General features: G+C 61.7%; 17 protein-coding genes. 2 read left to right on the top strand and 15 right to left on the bottom strand.

What is annotated here, in order from left to right:
• Positions 1-43 precede the first annotated feature (43 nt).
• The 8 genes from B5V02_RS31615 to B5V02_RS40900 all read right to left on the bottom strand — a co-directional run bounded on the left by B5V02_RS31615 (position 44) and on the right by B5V02_RS40900 (position 10,903).
• Positions 44-1,318 (bottom strand): flavin-containing monooxygenase, encoded by a 1,275-nt coding sequence (locus tag B5V02_RS31615; RefSeq protein ID WP_111547925.1) that lies wholly within the window; start codon positions 1,316-1,318, stop codon positions 44-46.
• A 232-nt stretch (positions 1,319-1,550) separates the two neighbouring features.
• Positions 1,551-3,926, bottom strand: a complete 2,376-nt coding sequence (locus B5V02_RS31610; RefSeq protein ID WP_111547924.1) for a beta-glucosidase family protein — start codon at positions 3,924-3,926, stop codon at positions 1,551-1,553.
• Positions 3,927-3,987: 61 nt separating this feature from the next.
• Positions 3,988-5,058: an ABC transporter ATP-binding protein gene (locus B5V02_RS31605; protein WP_111547923.1), complete on the bottom strand. Its 1,071-nt coding sequence runs from the start codon at positions 5,056-5,058 to the stop codon at positions 3,988-3,990.
• Between the two features lies 1 nt (position 5,059).
• The gene (locus B5V02_RS31600; protein ID WP_111547922.1) at positions 5,060-5,944 is read right to left on the bottom strand and encodes a carbohydrate ABC transporter permease; all 885 of its coding nucleotides are present in this window, start codon (positions 5,942-5,944) and stop codon (positions 5,060-5,062) included.
• Positions 5,941-6,816 (bottom strand): carbohydrate ABC transporter permease, encoded by an 876-nt coding sequence (locus B5V02_RS31595; RefSeq protein ID WP_111547921.1) that lies wholly within the window; start codon positions 6,814-6,816, stop codon positions 5,941-5,943. Before B5V02_RS31595 ends, B5V02_RS31600 begins: the two co-directional genes overlap by 4 nt.
• Before the next feature lie 125 nt (positions 6,817-6,941).
• A complete protein-coding gene (locus tag B5V02_RS31590; protein ID WP_111547920.1) occupies positions 6,942-8,177 on the bottom strand; it encodes an ABC transporter substrate-binding protein in 1,236 nt (411 codons plus the stop codon).
• 60 nt (positions 8,178-8,237) lie between these two features.
• On the bottom strand, positions 8,238-10,643 hold the full coding sequence (locus B5V02_RS31585) for a beta-glucosidase (RefSeq protein WP_111547919.1): 2,406 nt from the start codon (positions 10,641-10,643) through the stop codon (positions 8,238-8,240).
• A gap of 119 nt (positions 10,644-10,762) precedes the next feature.
• The gene (locus tag B5V02_RS40900) at positions 10,763-10,903 is read right to left on the bottom strand and encodes a hypothetical protein (protein ID WP_167458743.1); all 141 of its coding nucleotides are present in this window, start codon (positions 10,901-10,903) and stop codon (positions 10,763-10,765) included.
• Here B5V02_RS40900 and B5V02_RS31580 point away from each other — a divergent pair.
• Positions 10,838-11,881 (top strand): helix-turn-helix transcriptional regulator, encoded by a 1,044-nt coding sequence (locus tag B5V02_RS31580; protein WP_167458749.1) that lies wholly within the window; start codon positions 10,838-10,840, stop codon positions 11,879-11,881. The two genes, B5V02_RS40900 and B5V02_RS31580, sit on opposite strands and share 66 nt — an antisense overlap.
• Before the next feature lie 86 nt (positions 11,882-11,967).
• On the opposite strand, the gene B5V02_RS31575 is transcribed toward B5V02_RS31580, so the two are convergent.
• From B5V02_RS31575 to B5V02_RS31555, 5 genes are all read right to left on the bottom strand, one after another.
• Positions 11,968-13,572 (bottom strand): GMC family oxidoreductase, encoded by a 1,605-nt coding sequence (locus tag B5V02_RS31575; RefSeq protein WP_111547917.1) that lies wholly within the window; start codon positions 13,570-13,572, stop codon positions 11,968-11,970.
• A gap of 95 nt (positions 13,573-13,667) precedes the next feature.
• On the bottom strand, positions 13,668-14,471 hold the full coding sequence (locus tag B5V02_RS31570) for an ABC transporter ATP-binding protein (RefSeq protein WP_027024762.1): 804 nt from the start codon (positions 14,469-14,471) through the stop codon (positions 13,668-13,670).
• 13 nt (positions 14,472-14,484) lie between these two features.
• A complete protein-coding gene (locus B5V02_RS31565; protein ID WP_245446326.1) occupies positions 14,485-15,237 on the bottom strand; it encodes an ABC transporter permease in 753 nt (250 codons plus the stop codon).
• A gap of 193 nt (positions 15,238-15,430) precedes the next feature.
• The gene (locus tag B5V02_RS31560) at positions 15,431-16,420 is read right to left on the bottom strand and encodes an ABC transporter substrate-binding protein (RefSeq protein ID WP_111547915.1); all 990 of its coding nucleotides are present in this window, start codon (positions 16,418-16,420) and stop codon (positions 15,431-15,433) included.
• A gap of 108 nt (positions 16,421-16,528) precedes the next feature.
• A complete protein-coding gene (locus B5V02_RS31555) occupies positions 16,529-16,909 on the bottom strand; it encodes a hydantoinase B/oxoprolinase family protein (RefSeq protein ID WP_167458748.1) in 381 nt (126 codons plus the stop codon).
• Between the two features lie 231 nt (positions 16,910-17,140).
• Here B5V02_RS31555 and B5V02_RS31550 point away from each other — a divergent pair, with 231 nt between their 5' ends.
• Positions 17,141-17,332 (top strand): hypothetical protein, encoded by a 192-nt coding sequence (locus B5V02_RS31550; RefSeq protein WP_111547913.1) that lies wholly within the window; start codon positions 17,141-17,143, stop codon positions 17,330-17,332.
• A 906-nt stretch (positions 17,333-18,238) separates the two neighbouring features.
• On the opposite strand, the gene B5V02_RS31545 is transcribed toward B5V02_RS31550, so the two are convergent.
• Both B5V02_RS31545 and B5V02_RS31540 read right to left on the bottom strand, forming a co-directional pair.
• Positions 18,239-18,505, bottom strand: a complete 267-nt coding sequence (locus B5V02_RS31545; RefSeq protein WP_111547912.1) for a nicotinate-nucleotide--dimethylbenzimidazole phosphoribosyltransferase — start codon at positions 18,503-18,505, stop codon at positions 18,239-18,241.
• 13 nt (positions 18,506-18,518) lie between these two features.
• Positions 18,519-20,171, bottom strand: coding sequence for an NAD-dependent malic enzyme (locus B5V02_RS31540; protein ID WP_111547911.1), 1,653 nt, complete (start codon positions 20,169-20,171; stop codon positions 18,519-18,521).
• Between the last annotated feature and the right edge of the window lie 5 nt (positions 20,172-20,176).

Here is a 20,176-nt window from a genome sequence, read left to right as displayed (position 1 = left end):
TTGGTCTCCATCAGATCGGGCTGGCAGCTGTCGTCAGCGTCGGTCAGGCATCCACTGTCTCGCGCTGCGCGGCAGCATGGTAGGCCAGATATTTGCGCTGCGTCGAAATACGGTCTGCGACATGCTTGGCATCATGCCAGACACCCCAGATGAAACTCGACCCTCTTCGCGACTGCCAAGGCAGGCCGAGAAAATAGATTCCAGGCTCGATCGAGACGCCGCGCTGATGCCTTGGCCGGCCCTTCTCGTCAAAAGCATCGACCTTCAACCAGCTGTAATCGACGGCAAAACCTGTCGCCCAGATGATCGCCGCTATCCCGGCGCCAGCCAGATCGAGCTCGCCGATCGGGTTGGTCAAGCAGTCGGGATCCGGGTCGATCCGACGGGCCGTGGGCTCCTCCGCAAGGTCGAGACCGTTGCGCGCGACATAGGCGTCGGCCTCGTCCAGCAGCGACATCAGGTTGGCGTCACCGCGAGCAATGTTCTTCGCCAGATCAGGCGCGAAGGTCAGCACGCCGTCCTGATATGTTTTCGTCATGCCAACCAGGGTAAGCCCCTGCGCGGCCAGCCGACGGAAATCAATCGTTTCGCCGCCACGCGCGCCGCTCACCGCAATCGTGACATGTTCCGTGCCAGGCCCCGGGGTTTCGAGGTCCCATTTGCCGAGAACGCCAAGCCACCAGCAGAAATCGCGCCCGCGATAGGCTCGTGGCGGGCGGTCGTGCGGGCCGACCGAGAGGTAGACGCGCCGCCCCGAGCGCTGAAGCTCATCGGCGATCTGCACACCTGACGATCCCGCCCCGACCACCAGCACCGCGCCCTTTGGCAACTGTCCGGGGTTGCGGTACGCGCTGGAATGAATCTGCGGAATGCCGGCATCGCCGGGGACAAGAGCGGGGATGACGGGGATCTGGAAAGGTCCGGTCGCTGCGACGATGCTGTTGGCTTCGATCACCCCATCCGACGTCTCGACGCGGAACCCGGGCCGACCGACATTTCTTTGCACGAGCTTGACCTCGACGCCGCAGCGGATCGGCGCATTGATCTGCCTTGCATAGGCGGCGAAATAGTCCGCAACCTCCTCCTTGGAGGGAAAGCCGTCGGGACCCGTCACGGGAAATTCCATGCCTGGGAAACGGTCATGCCAAGCTGGGCCATTGGCAACGAGTGAGTCCCATCGCTGCGAACGCCAGCGCTCGGCGATCCGGCCACGCTCGAGAACGAGATGCGGCACCGCGCATTTGCTCAGATGCTCAGACATAGCCACCCCCGCCTGGCCACCGCCGACGACAAGCGTGTCTATTTTTTCCACGGACATTTCTGCGCCCTTTCCCCCCAAGAGTTTCTGCGGATGCGAGGAGGTCAGATCGCTGGTGTACTGGAGGGACCGGATAGCGAAAATTACGATTTCACGTGGCAGTGGTTAGCTTGTCCCTAAATGCCAAGAGAGACGCCCGGACATGCCGAGCGCGAACCGCGACGCACCGCCCCATCGCACCCGATGTGGGCGCGATGGAACGGCAGGCCAGGAAGCTTCGGCCGCCGGGCGATCAGGCGGCGCGACGCTGCTGCTGATCCGCTTCCTGATTGATCTCGGCAAGAAGCGCCTCGATGTCGGCTTTCGGGAAGGTGCGGCGGAAACGCCGATCGAAGGTCGTGAAGATGCCGACGAACGAGTTCGTGCAGTGTTCCAGCATGCGATCGGCATCTTCCGGAGAAATGTCGAGCTGTTTCTGGAGAAAGCGGTTGAACTTGCGGCGAGCGGCCGGGTTTTCCAGAATGAAGATCGGTTGCGTATCCCGCTCGATGCGCCGGTGAACCGCGACGGCGGAGACCGTCTGCAATTCGGTGCTGAGACGGATATCGCGTGATGACGACGCCACCTCGATGGTGACTGCGTCATTGTCGAGCACCCAGGCTTGAAGCGCGGTATCGTAGGCACAAAGATCCTGTGCCGCGATGTCCACCGTCACCGTTCGGCTCTCACCTGGCTTCAACTCGACTTTGGCAAAGCCCTTCAGCTCGCGCACGGGACGCGTCAGCCTCGGCCGCCCGTAACGCGCATAGACCTGACAGATCTCCTTGCCGCCGACCTTTCCGGTGTTGGTTACGGCAAAGCTGACCGCGACCTTCTCGCCGGTCCGCAGGATGGTGCGGTCAAGCGCCAGATTCGAATAGGCGAACTCGGTGTAGCTCAGCCCGAAGCCGAACGGAAAAAGCGGCTCGATGCCACGCGCATCGTACCAGCGGTAGCCCACGAAAATGCCCTCGCTGTAGACGTGCCGCCCGTTTTCGCCGGGATAGGTGAGATAGGTCGGCATGTCCTCCATGCGCTTCGGGAAAGTGGTCGTCAGCTTGCCCGACGGGTTGACGCGGCCAAACAGGATGTCGGCGACGGCACCGCCTGTCGCTTGACCGGAAAAGAACATCTCAATGACTGCCGGCACCTTCCCGATCCAGGGCATGGCGACCGCGTCGGGGCTCGATATGATGACGACAATGTTCGGATTGGCGCGGGCAAGCCGCTCCACCAGCGCGTCATGACCTGGCGCAAGGCCGAGCGAGCGGCGATCGGACCCTTCGCCGTCATAACCATTTTCCGTGTTCACGAAGACCAGCACGATATCGGCGCCGGCCACACCCTGCACTGCCTCGTTGACCAATACCTCGCACTCGGACGCGATCTCGCTCGTTCCCTGAAAGACATCGATCGATATATCGCTGCCGGCAAGCTTGCGGATCTCGTCCACGGGCACGTCCTTGGATGTCGGCGTCGTCGTCGCACAGCCCGAACCCTGGATGACGGGAGCCGCGGCCCCCTCGCCCACGATCGCGATCCGTTTGACCTTGGTTTGCGAAATCGGCAGGAGGCCGCCGTCGTTTTTCAGGAGGACCATGGAGTCCGCAGCCAGTCGGCGGGCAAGCGCGTGGTGCTGCGCCCGATCGAACGTCACTGTCCGGTTTTCTCCTTGCCTGGCCTTGCGGACCAGTTCGAGAACGCGCTCGCAGGCGCGGTCGACGGGCGCCCGATCGACATCGCCCGCTTCGATCGCCGCCAGAAGATCGGCCTTGCGGGTTTCACTTTCCGGCATGTCCAGATCGTTGCCGGCGATCAGCGAGGCCGGCCTGTCCTTGACGCCGTGCCAATCGGAAACGACGAGCCCGTCATACCCCCATTCCTCGCGCAGCACCTTGGTGAGCAGCCAGGAATTTTCAGCGGCCTGAACGCCGTTGAGCCGGTTATAGGAGCTCATCACCGTCCATGGCTCGCTCTGACGGATCGCCCGCTCAAAGCCTTTGAGATAGATTTCGCGAAGCGCCCTTTCCTCCACGATCGAATCCATCGTGGTACGCTCGACCTCCGAATTGTTGCAGGCGAAGTGTTTTAACGAAGCGCCGACACCGTTTTCCTGAAGACCGCTGATGACGCCGGCGGCAAAATCGCCGGTCAATATCGGATCTTCCGCGTAATACTCGTAGGAGCGCCCGCCAAGCGGCGTGCGGCGGATGTTGATCCCGGGTCCCAGCAGCAGATGCACGCCGAATTCCTGGCACTCCCGGGCCAGCGCCTCGCCCAGCCGGTGCGCGAGATCGACGTCCCAGGAACAGGCCAGGCTGGTCCCGTTCGGAAAACAGGTGGCTGGCTTCATCTGCCCCCACGCGGTCTGCACATGGTCCGCGCGCTGGTTCACCACCGAAAGGAACGCCGCGAAATCCATGCCACCGGCCTGATCATCGTCGATCTGCGGGATGGAGTAGCGCACGCCGTAGGTGCCATCGGTCATCACCATGTGCGGGATGCCCAGTCGTTCGATGGCCTGTGTCTTCCACATGCGATGACCGGCGAGCAGCGAGACTTTCTCCTCGTCCGTCATCTCCGCGACAAGCGCCCTGAAATCGCCGGCCTTGAATTTCTCACTGATCATTTGACGTCTCCGGAAATCACTGTGGAACGAGAGCGGCAGGGCCGCGAACAAAGCGACGCTGTCATAGCCGGCGCTCCGTCGCTGCCAAGAAGAACGATGCCTTGGACATGTTGAACCGAAAGCCAACGTCCCTTTGCATGGCCCGGGCCGCATCGACGGTCAGCTTCACGCTGAACCGCTGGCCGAGGCAGTCGAACCAGCCGAGCGCGTCCGCACCCAGAAGTTCCGTGAAGGCGAGCGTCGCGGGAATGCTGTCTGGCGTGCCGCGCTCGACGACATCAACATCCTCGCAGCGGATTCCCAATATGACCTCTGCCGCCGTCGGCCCGGCCGCGAAACCGTAAGACGACGCATCGAGGCAGACATCGTGTGTCTTGAACCGCAGCGTCCCTTCCAGAGTCCCCTTGAGGAAGTTCATCGCCGGAGAGCCTATGAAACCGGCGACGAACAGGCTGGCCGGTTTTTCGTAGACTGTCTGCGGCTCGGCGAACTGCTCCACCTTGCCCTTGTGCATGACCGCCACGCGGTCAGCCATGGTCATGGCTTCGATCTGATCATGCGTCACGTAGATCATCGTCGACTTCAGCGTCTCGTGGAGCTGCTTCAGCTCCACCCGCGTCTCCGCGCGCAGCTTGGCATCGAGATTGGAAAGCGGTTCGTCGAACAGGCAGATGCTGGAGGAGCGGACCAGGGCCCGTCCGATCGCCACACGCTGACGCTGGCCACCTGAAAGCTGGCTTGGCTTGCGGTCGAGCAGCGCTTCGATTTGCAGGAGCCTGGCGGCCCATGCGACCTTTTCGGCGATCGTCGCCTTCGGCGTGCCGGCAATTTCCATGCCGAAGGACAGGTTGCGCCGTACCGTCATGGCCGGAAACAGCGCATAGGACTGGAACACCATCGCCAGACCGCGTTGGCTGGGTTCCAGGTGGCTTACGTCGACATCGCCGATAAGGATCTGGCCGGAGTCGCAATCGTCCAGACCGGCGATGACGTTGAGCAAGGTGGATTTGCCGCAACCCGAAGAGCCGAGAATGACCACGAACTCGCCCGGCGCGATCTCCATGTCGACGGAGTCCAGCACCGTAAGGCCGGCGAAGGATTTTCTGATCTGGCGGATCGATACGCTTGACATTTTATCCCTTGACCGCGCCGGCGGCGATGCCGCGCACGAAATAACGACCTGAAAGAAAGTAGACGACCAGCGTCGGAATAGCGGTGATGACGGCGGCGGCCATGTTGACGTTGGGCGATACCGAGCCACGGGCATTGTTGACGATGTTCGTCAGCTGCACCGTCATCGGCAGATTGTCGTTGCCGGCAAAGATCAGGCCGAGCAGATAGTCGTTCCATATGCCGGTGAATTGCAGGATCGCCACAACGACGAGGATGTTGGTCGAAATCGGCAGGATGACCGACCAGAATGTCCTCAGGAAACTGGCGCCCTCCATGCGGGCCGCGCGGCTGATCTCGTCGGGCACCCCGACATAGAAATTGCGGAACAAAAGCGTCGTATAGGGCAGGCCGTAGACCACATGCACCAGGACGATGCCGGCATAGGTGCGGAACAGGCCCATACTGCTCAGGATCTTGACCGTGGGGTAGAGCATGGCCTGATAGGGGATGAACAAGCCTATGGTGACCAGCAACATGATCAAATTGGCGCGGCGCGATTTCCACTGCGCCAGGGCGTAGCCATTCAGCGCACCCACCAGGGTTGAGATGGCAACGCTCGGCACCGCGATCTTGATCGAATTCCACAGCCCGGGCCGAACCCCGCCGCATTCGAGCCCGGTGCAGGCGCTTTTCCAGGCCGTGATCCAGGCATCGAAGGTCGGCCTGACCGGCAGAGCGAGGAGATTGCCTTGCCGGATCTCCTCCAGGGGCTTGAGCGAGTTGCTGATTATCAAAAGCAAAGGCAGCAGGAAGAACGCCGCCGACATGATGAGAAACGCATAGAGGCCGAAGCGCGCGACGCGCAGCCCGAACACCGGTCTGTCGACTTGAACGGCGCGGCTCATATGCGCTTCCTGAATTCGCTGTAGAAATAGGGCGTCAGCATCACCAGCGAGATCAGCAGCATGACGATCGACGCCGCCGAAGCCAGGCCCAGATTGACGCGGGCGAAGTAGAAATCGACGGCGAACTTTGCCGGCATTTCGGTGGCAATGCCGGGCCCGCCCTTGGTCATGGCGATGACCAGATCGTAGCCGCGGATCACTTCCGACATGAGCAGCACGACGCAGGATGCAATCACCGGCCGCATCCCGGGAAAGATCACCTGCAGATAGGCGCGCCAGAGCGGAACGCCTTCCATGCGGATCGCTCTCCACAGATCATTGTCGACGCCGCGCAAGCCGGCCAGGATGATGACCATGACGAGGCCCGTCGAATGCCAGATGCTGGCAATGACGAGCGTGTAGATGGCTCGGTCGGGGTTGGTCAGCCAGTCGAAAGTGAAGCTTTCCCATCCCGCGCTTCGCATGAGGCCTTGCAAGCCGTTTACCGGGTCGAGCACCCATCGCCAGGACAGTCCGGTTACGATCAGCGACACGGCAAGCGGGTAGAGAAAGATGGTCCGAAACAGCGATTCAGCCTGGATGCGGCGATCCGCGAAGATGGCGAGTAGCGCGCCGAAACAAAGGGTTCCGATGATGAACAGGACACCGAAGATCACCATGTTCATGCATGACACGAGCCAGCGATAATTGGTGAACAGCTTGACGTACTGATCGAAGCCGATCAGTTCGTAGCTGGGCATCAGCGTCGAGCGCGTCATCGACATATAGAAGGTCCAGAGGATCGACCCGTAAAAGAATATGGTGACGACGCCGAAGAACACGGCAACCGTGACATCCGGCTTGAAACTCTGCCGATGCAGCCAGGCCCTCATTCTGCCTCCAGACCGCGGCTTGATGGCGGGATCGCGCTCACAAACAAACCCATTCCTCTCAGGATCTTCCATTCCCCGATTGCAGCGGGGTGCCGGGCCGCAAGATCGCGGCCCGGCTCACCTTACTATTCGCTCTGCAGGATTTTCGAGAAGCTCTCGACCGCCGCTTGCGTCGTCATGGACTTGTCGGTCCAGAACTGGGTGGCAAGGTCGGTCACCTGTCCATTCAGGTCGCCTGCCAGCGCATCATAGGCGGCCTGCACCGCAGCACCCGGCGTGGCGAGCGTCTTGGCGCCGAGCTGCGCACAGACGTCGAGCTTGGTCGTATCCACGTCGGTGCGGGACGGCACCGAGCCCTTGACCTCGGCGATCTGCTCCTCCACCGCGGGGTCCATGACCGACTGGGCAAGCAGGGTCTGGCCCTTGATGCGGTCCTCATCCTTGTTCACCGGGAAGGCGAAGACGTCGATCAGGATCGCGTAGCTCGGTTTTTCGCCGGGCGTGAGGAAGCAGCCGAAATCCTTGCCGGCAACCTTGCCGGCGGCCAGAAACTCGCCGCGTGCCCAGTCGCCCATGAACTGGAAGCCGGCCTTGCCGGTGACGACAAGGTTGGTGGTGTCGTTCCAGGAACGGCCCGGGCTGGCGGGGTCGGCATAGGTCGATACCTTGCGGAAGGTTTCGAAAGCCTTCGCCAGGATCGGCGACTTGAGCGCCTCGGGCGAGCGCTTCACGATCAGCTCGTTCCAATAGTCGGGGCCGCCGATCGCAAGGATCGAGCTGAACAGGATGCCGACCTCCTGCCAGGGCTCGCCGCCGACGGCTATGCCGATGCGGCCGGATGCCTTGATCTTGTCGGCCGCCGCGAAGAGGTCGTCGAAGGTCTTGGGCTGCTCGATCTTGAGTTCGTCCAGGAGGGGCTTGGAGTACCAGACCCAGTTCTGCGCATGGATGCCGACGGGCAGCGCAACGAGGTGGTCACCCACATTGAGCTTGCTCCACACCAGCGGCGACATCACCGTCTGCCAGCCTTCCTTGGCGGCGAGATCGTCAAAGTCGCGAAGCTGGCCGGAACCGGCGAGGTCGCGCAAGGCGGAGTTCGGCGTCATCAGGATGGCGGAGGGCGGTTCACCGCCGGCAATGCGGCTGGTGGCGGCGGCAAGGGCCGCGTCGAAGTCGGCCGATGGGCTGTCGATCCACTTGCCGCCCTTCGACTTGAAGGCGTTGGCCACCGTGTTCATCGCCTTGGATTCGCTGGAGCTCGTCCAGTAGTGCTGCACGTCGACGGTTTGCGCCAGCGCGGCATTGGAACCGGCGAGCAGGCCGAGTGCGGATAGAGTGAAAGTAAAGCGTCTTAAGTTCATCTCAGTTCCCCTGATGCTTTGTTGATCTCAAGCCCCGGGACGTCCGGGGCGGCGGTTCGGTCACCGTGTTCGGTCAGCTTCGAACGGCGCCGTCATCACGTCATGCTGCCTTGCTGACTGTCTCCCGATCTCCTTGTTGAGACCGTCGAGAAATGCCGCCATCGTGGCTTTGGAGATCTTCTCGCCGGCCACCCAGGACACGGTCTTGTAGATCCCCAGGAAGGAGCTGGCGCAGTACTCCATCATCTTTGCCGCCTCTTCGTCGTCGAGATCGAGTTGCGCCTTGAGGAAGTCGCGGAAGCGGCGGCGGGCGAAGTCCCGCTCCAGCACGAGGAAAGGTTGGCTCTCCACGTCGAGGATCGTGGACGGCAACGCCGGCGCGTCCACCATGACCGTCTTCTCGAGACGGATGTCGCGTGAGGATGCTCCGATCTCGAAGTCTATCTGGCCCGCATCGAGGAGCCATTGCCGATAGGCAGGGTCGTAGTAGCGCAGGTCGCTGCTCTCGACCGTCACCTCGACGCGTTTGGTCTCGCCGGGTTGCAGTTCGACCATGGCAAAGCCCTTGAGTTCGCGGATCGGCCGCATCAGCCGGGGACTGTGCGGCCGCGCGTAGAGCTGGACGATTTCCTTGCCGGCGACACTGCCGGTGTTCGTGATGTCGAAGGTTATGCGGATCGTGCCCGAACCATCGATGCGGTCGGCGCTGGTGGCGATGTTGGAATACTCGAACGTCGAATAGCTGAGACCGAAGCCGAACGGAAACAGGGGGGCAAGCTTGCGCTTGTCATAGTGGCGGTAGCCGACATGGAGGCCTTCGCTGTAGACATGGCGGCCATTCTCGCCCGGATAGCTGAGATAGCCGGGAATGTCCTCCATCTGGACCGGGAATGTCACTGTCAGTTTGCCGCAGGGGTTTTGCCTGCCGAACAGGACATCGGCAATGGCCTTGCCCACGCCCTGCCCGCCGAAGAAGGCAGCAACCACAGCCTGAACGCTGTCGATCCACGGCATGGCGACCGCATCCGGAGCAAACAGGATGACGACGATCCTGCCATTGCGTTTGCCGAGACGCCCGATCAGCTCGTCCTGGCCGGCGTGAAGGTCGAGATGGGTGCGGTCGGAGCCTTCGCCATCGTAGCCGACCTCGGTATTGCCGAAGAACAGCACCACATCGGCCGCATCGATGGCCGCGAGAGCCGATTGTTCGGACGCGCTGCCGGCTTCGAAATCGGCAACGGCATGGAAGCTGACCGTGGCTCCGGGAGCAAGCCTGCGGATTTCATCCAGCGGAATATCCACTTCGGTCGGACGTGTCGTCGCGCAGCCGGACCCCTGGATGACCGGCTCGGCGGCAGCCGCGCCGACCACTGCGATCTTGCCGACCTTCGCCGCGTCGAGCGGCAGGATCGCCATCTCGTTTTTCAGAAGCACGATCGATTCCGCCGCCATGCGCCGCGAAAGCGCGTGGTGTTTGTTGAAGTCGGCCTCGGCGTTCGGCCTGATGGCGTTGCGTGCCGTGCGAACAAGCTTGAGTACGCGCAGACAAGATCGGTCGAGCGCTTCCATCGGCACCCGGCCGTCCTTGACCGCGTCGATCAAGTCCTGCTTGCGCGCGCCGCTTTCCGGCATGTCGAGATCGTTGCCGGCATTGATCGAGGCGGGACGATCCTTGATCCCGTGCCAGTCGGAAACGACAACGCCGTCGTAACCCCACTCGTCGCGCAGCACCTCGGTCAGCAGCCAATGGTTCTCCGCCGCCTGGACATCGTTCAGCCGGTTGTAGGAACTCATCACCGTCCAGGGATTGCCCTTGCGGATGGCCCGCTCAAAGCCCGCGAGATAGATCTCGCGCAAGGCGCGCTCGTCGACGACGGAGCTCATCGTCGTGCGCTGGACTTCCGAATTGTTGCAGGCGAAGTGCTTCAGCGAGGCCCCGACGCCGTTCTGCTGCAAACCGTTGATGACGGCCGCGGCAATCTCGCCGCTCAGCACGGGATCTTCGGAATAATATTCGTAGCTTCGGCCGGCGAGCGGCGTGCGGCGGATGTTGATGCCGGGACCGAGCAGAATGTTGACGCCGAAGGCCTGACATTCGGCAGCCAGCGCCTGACCGAGATCATAGGCCAGACCAACGTCCCACGAGCACGCCAGTGAAGAGCCGTTCGGAAAGCAGGTTGCCGGACGGGTGGAACCGAATGCGCTTTCGACGCCCGTCGAAAGATCCGTGTTGACGACACCGAGGAACGCGGCGAGTTGCCCGTCGCCATCCTGCATGCCGTCGATCTGATCGATCGAATAGCGCACCCCATAGGTTCCGTCCGTCATCAGCAATTCGGGGATGTTGAGGCGATAGTTGGCCGCGGTGCGCCACAGCCCGTGACCGCTGACCGCAGCGACTTTCTCTTCGACGGTCATTTCCGCGACGAGGGCATTGAGTTGCTTATCGGAAACATTCCAGCTCATGCACGTTTCATCCGCTTTGCCATGCGCCGCAGGCTCGCCGCCCGCGAATTGCCGGGCACCGCCTGGGCGTCCGATCTCTTCCAGGACGACGATTTGATGACATCCGGCGGGGCGCAAATCTAGCCGCGAAACTTGTACTGGAAGTACGACAGTTTTTGATGCTTACTGAGCGATGCCTTCACGGAGGACGAGAGATGAACATCGCCTATTTGCGGCCCGGTGAGCTGCGCGGCAAACAGGATGCCGGCTTTGAAAGCCATGCCCCCACGGCGACACGGCACTTTTGGGCCTTCGTCCACGGCGCCATAGACGTTCCGTATCACTGGCATCGCGAGATGGAGATACTTCTTGTGCTGCGCGGCCGGTTTCGACTGGTGGTTGATGGACAGGTCTGCGAGATGAACCAGGACGACGTGATCGTCATCAACTCGGACGTGCCGCACAACTCCACGTCGGTCTCACGCGATGCGCTGATCTGCGGCGTGCATCTCGACGCCGCATATTTCGAGCGGCTGGGTTTGCCCGGCTTTTCGTCCCGGCATTATCTGTGCCGCACCTTCCTGCACGGCCGTTCTTTCATGAACAGGATCGCTCCCATGAAAGCGCTGATGGCGCGGCTGGTCCTCGACCAGACCGGGCATCCTGAGGAGATGATGGTTCGAGACACAATCGCCAATCTCCTCGCCTGTTTCGTCTACCGCGCGATCCCCTGGGAAAAGCCCGATGGGGGCGCGGCTCAGCTCCGCTCCGCCAGCCGTAATCGAATACTCAAGATCATGGACACGGTCGGGGAACAGCAGGACAATCAATCCCTGAGCGAGATCGCGGCTACCGAAGGTCTGACGCTCAGCCACATTTCGCGCCTGTTCAAACGTCATCTGGGGATAGGCTATCGCGACTATTGCCAGAACCAGCGGCTGGACACCGCCGCGCATGAACTTCGCATCACCGACCATACGATCAGCGTGATCATGGAGCGCAACAGTTTCGGCAACCCGGCGGTCTTCTACAACAAGTTCAGAGCCCGCTTCGGCTGCAGCCCCGCCGAATTTCGGCGTGGGCAGGGGCTGCGCGGCGCAAAAAGCAAACTGACCGAGGAAGACGCGTCCGAGACACTTCGGATACTGACGCACCATGCCGCCGAGATCGGCAGGGCCGCGGAAGTCTCCGTTGGCATCGGCTTGGCGGGACGCCGGCAGGTCACGCTTCGCGCCCCCTACAATGCAAGCGCTCGCTGAATCGGACGCTGGAAGAAAACGTCCCGCGATCGCTCCGTCTCTCGTGCAATCCGGAGTTCGGCGAGCCGCCATGCCCCCGGGGAATGCTACGACAGCATCGCCCTCGCCGCCTTTTCGCCGATCATCATGGACGGCGCATTGGTGTTGCCGCCGATCAGCGTCGGCATGATCGAGGCGTCCGCCACGCGCAGATTGTCGAAGCCGCGCACCTTGAGACCGGCGGGATCGACCACCGCCATGGTGTCGTTGCCCATCTTGGCCGTGCCGACCGGATGATAGACGGTCAGGGCTTCGGCACGCAGATAGGCGAGGATCTCGTCGTCGGTGACGACATCCGGTCCCGGCAGGATTTCCGGTCCGCGAATATCGGCAAAGACCGGCGAAGCCAGGATCGAGCGCGCCAGCTTGATGCCTTCGACAAGGGTCAGTGCATCCTGATCGTCACTGAAGAAGCGGTGATCGATCAGCACGTTGCGGCGGGTGCCGTCGCGCTCGAGCGTGATTTCGCCGACGCTTCCGGGTCTCAGCACGCAGGTGTGCACGGCATAGCCGTGGCCATATTCGACAAGCCGGCCGCGATGGCTGCGGTAGCCGGGGACAAAGTGGAATTGGACATCGGGAACACTGCCGGCATATTTCGTCTTGGCGAAGCCGCCGGCCTCGACGTAATTGGTCGTCAGCATGCCCTTGCGCCGGACGAAATACTGAAAGGGCGCCGCCAGCATCGCCGGCAGATTGGCGAGCGACAGGCCGAGCGTCCTGGTGCTGTTCGATCGCAGCGTGATCATGCCGTCGACATGGTCGCGCAAATTCTTGCCGACGCCCGGCACGTTCATCACCGGTTCTACCCCTGCCGCCTTCAGTTCGTCGGCCGGGCCGATGCCAGAAGCAAGCAGGATGCGCGGTGATCCGATCGCGCCTGCGCTGAGCACGATTTCGGCGCGGCATGTCAGCCTTTGGGCTGATCCGTCCTTGATCACATTGACGCCAGTGACGCGCCCGCTTTCGACTGCCAGATCAAGCACCTCGACACCTGACAGGACCTGGAGGTTCGGGCGGCTCAGAACCGGCCGGACGAAGGCGGTGTAGGCCGAGAACCGTTCCCCCCTGTTCTGGGTGACATTGTAGATGCCGAGGCCGAGTTGGCCATCGCCGTTGAAGTCGCGGTTTTCGGGCAGGCCCACGCCCCGACCCGCCTCTACCCAGAGGCTGGATACGGCGTTGGGATCACGCGGATTGTCAACCAGCAGTTCGCCCTCGTAGCCATGATAGGCCGGGTTTTGTGACAGGAGGTTCCGCTCCAGTTTCTTGAAGACCGGCAGCACGTCGGCATAGGACCACCCCGCGCAGCCAAGCGCTGCCCACTCGTCGTAGTCCTGCGCGGCGCCGCGAATGTAGACCATGGAATTGATCGAACTCGACCCGCCAAGAAGCTTGCCCCGGTTGACCGGTATGCGGCGGTTGTTGAGCAGCGGCTGCGGCACGCCTTTGTAGCCGTAGTCGAAAGTCGGATTGCCGTAGAGCGAGAGGATGCCGGCTGGTACGCGCACCCGGGTGCGGTCGTCGCTGCCGCCGGCCTCGATGAGACAGACGCGGCTGGCGGGGTTGGCGCTCAGCCTGTTGGCCAGGACACAACCGGCCGAGCCCGCTCCAATGACGATGTAGTCGAATTCCGCGGTCGCGATGCTCATGCCATGCCTGTTTCGTGATCCACCCCGAAGACTGCCGGTCTTTGCTTCATGCATGTCGTCTTCCCAAAACCGAGGTCACTTTTGGGCGACATGCATTAGTGCTCTTCGTCTTCGTCGTTCTTCAAGAGATCGAGGATTTCCCGCTTCATGGCGATGAAGTTCGGCTCCATGACCAGATCCATGCTGCGTGGACGCGGGAGGCTGACGCGGATTTCCTTCTTGATCTGGCCGGGCCGGCCGGACATGACGAGCACCCGGTCCGCCAGCAGTATCGCCTCGTCAATGTCATGCGTGACGAACAGGACCGTTTTCTTGGAATGGTCCCAGATCCTCAGCAGAAGCTTCTGCATTGAGTGGCGGGTCTGGCTGTCGAGCGCTCCGAAGGGTTCGTCCATCAGCAGCACCTGCGGATCGTTCGCGAGCGCACGCGCAATCGCCACGCGCTGCTTCATGCCGCCCGACAGCTGCGAGGGATAATGGTTGGCGAATTTTGCCAGGCCGACCTCATGGAGAAAATGCTCGACGATGGCCCTGCGCTCAGCCGCCGACATGCCCTTGCGCTTCGGACCGTATTCGACGTTCTGCGCCACCGTCAGCCAGGGGAACAGCGTGTAGGCCTGAAACACCATGCCGCGATCCGGACCCGGCTCGGTAACCGGCTTGCCGCCGACCGAGATCATGCCGCCGGTGCGCTCCTCGAGGCCGGCGACGAGATAGAGCAGGCTCGACTTGCCGCAGCCGGATGGACCGACGATCACGCAGAACTCATTGGGCACGACATGGAAGGAGATGCCGTCCAGCGCCAGCACGGCGTTGTCGCCCTTGCCGTAGCGCAGGACCACATTGTCGATGGCGATGTCGGAGCTCTTCGGTTTCGTCGCGAGTGTCAGGGCGTCCATGTCAGCGAGCTCCTCAATTGGTCCAGGGAGCGACGAGGCGGCGGATGCCCCGGAACAATTGGTCGGTGCAAAGCCCAAGGATGCCGATCATGGCGATGGCCATGAAGATCACGTCGACCTGGAAACCGCGCATTGCCTTGAGCGAGATGTAGCCAAGTCCGCTGCGCGCGGCGACGAGTTCGGCAACGACGAGGTAGGTCCAGGCCCAGCCCATGGTGACGCGCAGCACGTCGAGCACGTTCGGAAGCGTGGCCGGAAAGACGATGTGGAAGACCGTGTCGCCGCGTTTCGTGCCGAGCGTATAGGCTGCGTTGACGAGGTCGCGCTGAACGCTGCGGGCGCTGTCGGCGATCATCACCAGCTGCTGGAAGAAGATGCCGAAGATGATGACGGCCACACGCTGCTCGATGCCGATGCCGATCCACAGGATGAACAGCGGCACGAAGGACGTCACCGGCAGATAGCGAATGAAATTGACGAGCGGATCGAGCGCGGCCTGGACGATGCGGTAGGTGCCCATCGTCAATCCGAGCGGTACCGCCACGATGCTCGAAATGACGAAACCGATCAGCACCACCTGGACGCTGGCCAGGACGTGCTCCCACAAGGACCCGTCAAGCGCCATGCTGATGGTGGTGGACAATACGGATTCGGGGCGCGGCAGGAACATTTCCTTGACCGCTCCGGAATAGGTCAAAGCGAACCAGCCACCGATGACCGCGCCCCAGACCAAGACGCTGAGCGTGATGGAGAGAGGGCGCGACACGGCCCGAAAAGGCGTGGTGACAGCTTTCCAGGCGGATCGACCGGGCTGATTTGTTTCCACGCTCGTGGTCACGATATGGCTGATGGGAGACGTTGCATTCGGTGCCAATGTCACAGGGGAACCCTTTGGGCGGCTAGGACCGCAGGCGCGAGGCTCGGCCTGCGGTCCAGCGAACTCACTTTACAAGGCCAGATCACTTCGTAAGGAAAGACGGATCGACCAGGTCGTCGTATTTGATGTCCATCTTGAGCTTGCCGAAGCCGCCCCAGACGTCGCCGCCCAGCTTGATCAGCTTGCCGGCTTCACCGCTCTCGCCGCCGGCGAAAAATTCGGCATTGCGCGCCTTGCCGTAGAAGTTCACGCCCGCGGCGGAGGAGGCGAAGTCCTTCGGATCCTTCAGCCAGCCGCCGACACCCTTGGCCATCACCTCGTAAGCCTTTTCGGGATTTTCCTTGATCAACTCGTTGGCCTTGTAGAGCCCCTTCACCAGCGCCTCGACATCGCCAGGGTTCTTCGTGATGTAGTCGCAATTCAGCGCCACCACATCGACGATCAGGCCCGGCGTCTTCGAGGAGTCGATCAGGACCTGTCCCTTGTTTGCCTTCTTGGCCAGCGTCAGATGCGGCTCCCAGGTGACGGCAACAGGAATGCGATCGGCCATGAAGGCGGCGGCAGCGTCATCGGCCGTCATGTTGGTGACCTTCACGTCAGCCTGGCTGAGACCGGCCTGCTTGAGCAGGATGTTGAACCAGAACTGGGACACCGAGCCTTCGTTCAGCCCAACCTCCATGCCCTTGAGATCGGCGACGCTCTTGAGCTGGCTGGGCGCCAGAACGCCGTCGCCGCCATGGCTGTCGTCCAGGGCATAGACCGATTTAAAGCAGACATCCTTGGAACGGTACTTCATGATTTCGTCTATGGTCGAGGCGCTGCCGTCGAGCTCGCCGGCGGCGACGGCCGCCATGTACATCGATGCTTCCTCGATGATTTCGAGCGAGACATCGAGGCCGCCTTCCTTGAAGTAGCCCATGTCACGCGCAAGGAAGAGCGGGCCGTATCCGACCCAGGTCGTCATGCCCAGCTTCAAGCTGCCGGCTTCGGCGTGGAGGCTCACCGAAAGGGCGCTCAGGGCAATGCCGGCGGCAAGCGCGGCGTGGCGAAACTTCGAGATTATTGTCGTCATCACGTTCCCCTGTCTTTTTCTGAGGTCAGGCGTATCCCAGCCCAAACGAAATCTGCGCCGGACGCATCGCCGAAGCATGTCGCCTGACGTTCTTTTCTTGTTTCTCTTTCAGCCGACGGTGGAGCAAAGCACGCTGGGTGCGCCGCACAAATTATGATTTTCAGTAGTTCGGCTTAGGCTAGACCTAACCAGGCCGGCGCTAGAACGCGTCCGCACCACCCACAACATTGGCGAGAAGGAGTTGACGATCCAGATGACCTGATCGTCGCTTTCGGAGAGGTCAACGACGATCTCGTCGCCAGTCTTTGCCACGGTGGCATGGATGGGTATGTTCTCGATGCCATGGCCGTCATCATCGAGAATTGATTGGCCTTTGTGGACACCATCGCTCCAGCCGACGATGCAGGGCCGCGCCTGCTCCGCAGAGGTTAGGGATGTCGTCCACTGGCTGCGAGACAACGTCCCATACTCGCCCACCAACGCGGTCACCGCCGTGCTCCGACCCGGGCGGACCCAATCACGGCCTGAAGATTCCCTTGAAGTCTTCCGTGCGGCGAACATTTGTTAGCGAATGGGCGCCCTGTCTCAATTCGCCCCGATCGTGGAGCTTTATCGGCGTGACGCAGATGCCCTCCAGCCAGATCTCGGTCATAGCCAGATTTTAGTACCCGGGTGCCGAGCCGCCGATATCGCTTTGATGAGCTCTGTTGAGAGTCCGGAATGCCGGTTCGCTCTCCCCACCGTGAGCAAAGGGCAATCCACGAAATCGGCTATGCGCTGATCATGATCGCCGAAGGCATGGCTGAACTTGCGGACTTGTCGACGACCTCCGCAACTGACGACTTAAGTGATCCCAATGCCAGGCCAGCGAACAATGTTGCCGGCTACGCCTTGATCAGCGCACCGGGCTAACGCGCCAAGGCGGCAGCCAATCGGCCAGATTTCGCCGAGCTTGACCTGGCTCTCGCCGGACAGTTGTGACGGCTGCAGGTACAACGGGGTTGTCGCCTACCTTTTCTCCGTTGCCATTCTGTCTCGTCCGACGGGCCTCGCCGTTTCCGCTTTTTCCGTTCGTCATGAAATTCTCATTCGAATCCCGATATTACTTATGGTCGCGTTAAACGAGCGGCCGGGTGCTGCGAAGTCGACTGGGCACGTATCCGGCTCGTGCCTTTCTGACCCGCCGATTTGCACGCCTTGGTACGCCAGAGCTCTCTGCGAGGCTGAACGGGATTTACTTCCGAGGCAATGATGCATCAGATCAGCAAAACAGTCAGGAAGGAGCACAGGAAGCGATGGGCGGCATCTAACGCGGAGTGAAAAAGGAGAGCGATAGGGCAGAGCGAGAGGGTTGCAGTTTTTACGCTGCCGCTGTCAGTCCCTCACTCCCACTCGATTGTTCAAACAGCATATAACTCATTGAAATCACTGTCAAATATCTTTCAGCGTCGAGTAAACTCCGACATCAAGACCGTCAAAAAATTACGCTTTTGATTTTAAAGGGAAAATCGCTGCGAAAAATATTTTCAGGTTTCACCAACTATCGAGACCAATCACACGCCATTTTGCACTTTGCGGCGTTCGACGGCGTGCCCAGACCGCCTTGAAAAGTACCGTCACCGCTCCAACTAGGGCATTATTTCGTCGCAAATCAATGGCTCGCTGGCCTGACCGACACCGACCGGTTCGACGGCGAAGGCCAGCAGCGGAAAAGGCAGTGCTGCGGCATTGATCATCCCTGTGCAGCGCCATAGCGGCGAGCGTGCGAAGGTGCTCCGCGCAACGGGATCAGCATCCCCGTCAGGTCGGTGGGCGGCGTCATGCTGGCAGCGCTGCGAGCATGCCTGAATGGATGAGCCCAGCCGCCTTGACCATGCCGGCGGCGAGCGCGGCGCCGGTGCCCTCCCCCTCGCCCATCCCAAGATCGAAGAGCGGTGTCAGGCCGATCTTCTCCGCGAGTTGACGATGGCCTGGCTCGGGCGCGGAGACATAGGCCAACAGGCAGTGGTCGAGTGCCGCGGGATTGGCGCGATGGAGCACAGCCGCGGCCGCTGTCGCTGCAAAGCCCTCACGGACAACGGCCACCTGTGTCCGCGCCTCACACTGGGTAGACCGGGCGGTAGACGCTCGAGCGGATCAGCGCGCCGACATCGTCCGGCTGCGGTACCCGCGCCAGCCCCTGTTCGAAGATGCGAGCCGCAACCCGCTCGGCCACATGCAGCGAGGCGCTGAAAATCCGCTCGCGCGGAGGGTAGATGAGCCCTGCCGCGAGGTTCTCCTCGCTGACCTGCTCGGCGATTGCCTGCGCGGCGGTGAGGAACATGTCCTCAGTGACGCGCTTGGCCTCGGTGGCGAAGATCGCCATAGCCATTGCGGGGAAGATGTAAACGTTGTTGCCCTGGTTTGGGACGAGTTTCCGGCCGTCGAGCTCCACCGGGGGAAACGGGCTGCCGCTGGCAAAGATGGCGCGACCGTCGGACCAGCGATAGACTTCCTCCGCCGTGGCTTCGGAGCGCGAGGTCGGATTGGAGTAGGGAAAGATGATCGGCCGTCGATTGAGCTCCGCCATGGTTTCGATCACCTCACGGGTGAACAGCTTCGGCACCCCGCTGACCCCGATGATGCCCGTGGGCTTCAGGGTCCTGACCGCCTCAAGGAATGTCGAGATCGGCGACCGGTCCTGCACGAATGGGCGCTGAAAGTCAGCAACATCCTTGCGCGACGTGACGAGCAGACCATTGAGATCGAAGAGAGCGTTGCGACGCCTTGCCTCATCTATGTCCATCCCGGCTCCAGCCATGGCCTGACTGATCAGCTCCGCGATCCCGGTCGCCGCGGAGCCTGCACCGAGAAACAGGAACCGCTGATCGGTGATCTTCTGTTTTGTGATGCGCAAGGAGGCCAGAATTCCAGCGAGCGCGACCCCCGCAGTGCCCTGAATGTCGTCATTGAACGTGCAGATCTCATTCCGGTAACGCTCGAGGATGGGCACGGCATTGATGTTCCCAAAGTCTTCCCATTGAATGCAGCATTTCGGGTAGAGCTGCTGTACCGCTGCGACAAATTCCTCGACGAACGCCATGTATTCGTCACCGCGAACGCGGCCCTGCCGCAGTCCCAAGTAGAGTGGGTCGTCGAGTAGAGCCTGGTTGTTCGTGCCGACGTCGAGGACGACGGGCAGGCAGTTTTGCGGCGGCACGCCGGCGCAGGCCGTGCACAGAGAGAGTTTCCCAATTGGAATGCCCATGCCGCCGGCGCCAAGATCCCCGAGCCCGAGGATGCGCTCGCCGTCGGTCACGACAAGGAAGCGCACGTCCTTGTCGGGCCAGTTGGAAAGCAGCTCCTTCACGCGGCCGCGCGCGCTGATCGGCAGATAGATGCCGCGCGGCTGGCGAAAAATATGGCCGAATTTCTGGCACGCCTCGCCGACCGTGGGAGTGTACACGATCGGCATATAGGCCGCCGGATCCGACATCAGGACGGCGTAATAGAGCGTCTCGTTACGCGCCTGCAGGTCCGAGAGCACAAGATATTTCTGCAGATCGTCATCGAGGCTGGAGATCTCGTCGTGGCGGCGCGCCACCTGCAGTTCGGTTGACAGCACGGCGGGCGGCAGCAGACCTTCGAGGCCCAAGGCGCGGCGTTCTGTTTGCGTGAACGAGGTGCCTTTGTTCAGACGCGGATTGCGCAGCAGATCGTAACCTGTGAGGTGCTCCGGCGCCGACGCAGTCGTCCTGGATGGTGCATTCATCGTTT

The organism is Mesorhizobium kowhaii, assembly GCF_003253745.1.
Taxonomy (GTDB): Bacteria; Pseudomonadota; Alphaproteobacteria; order Rhizobiales; family Rhizobiaceae; genus Mesorhizobium; species Mesorhizobium kowhaii.
Note: the sequence above shows the minus strand (reverse complement) of the source record. Positions and strands in the feature narration are given on the sequence as shown.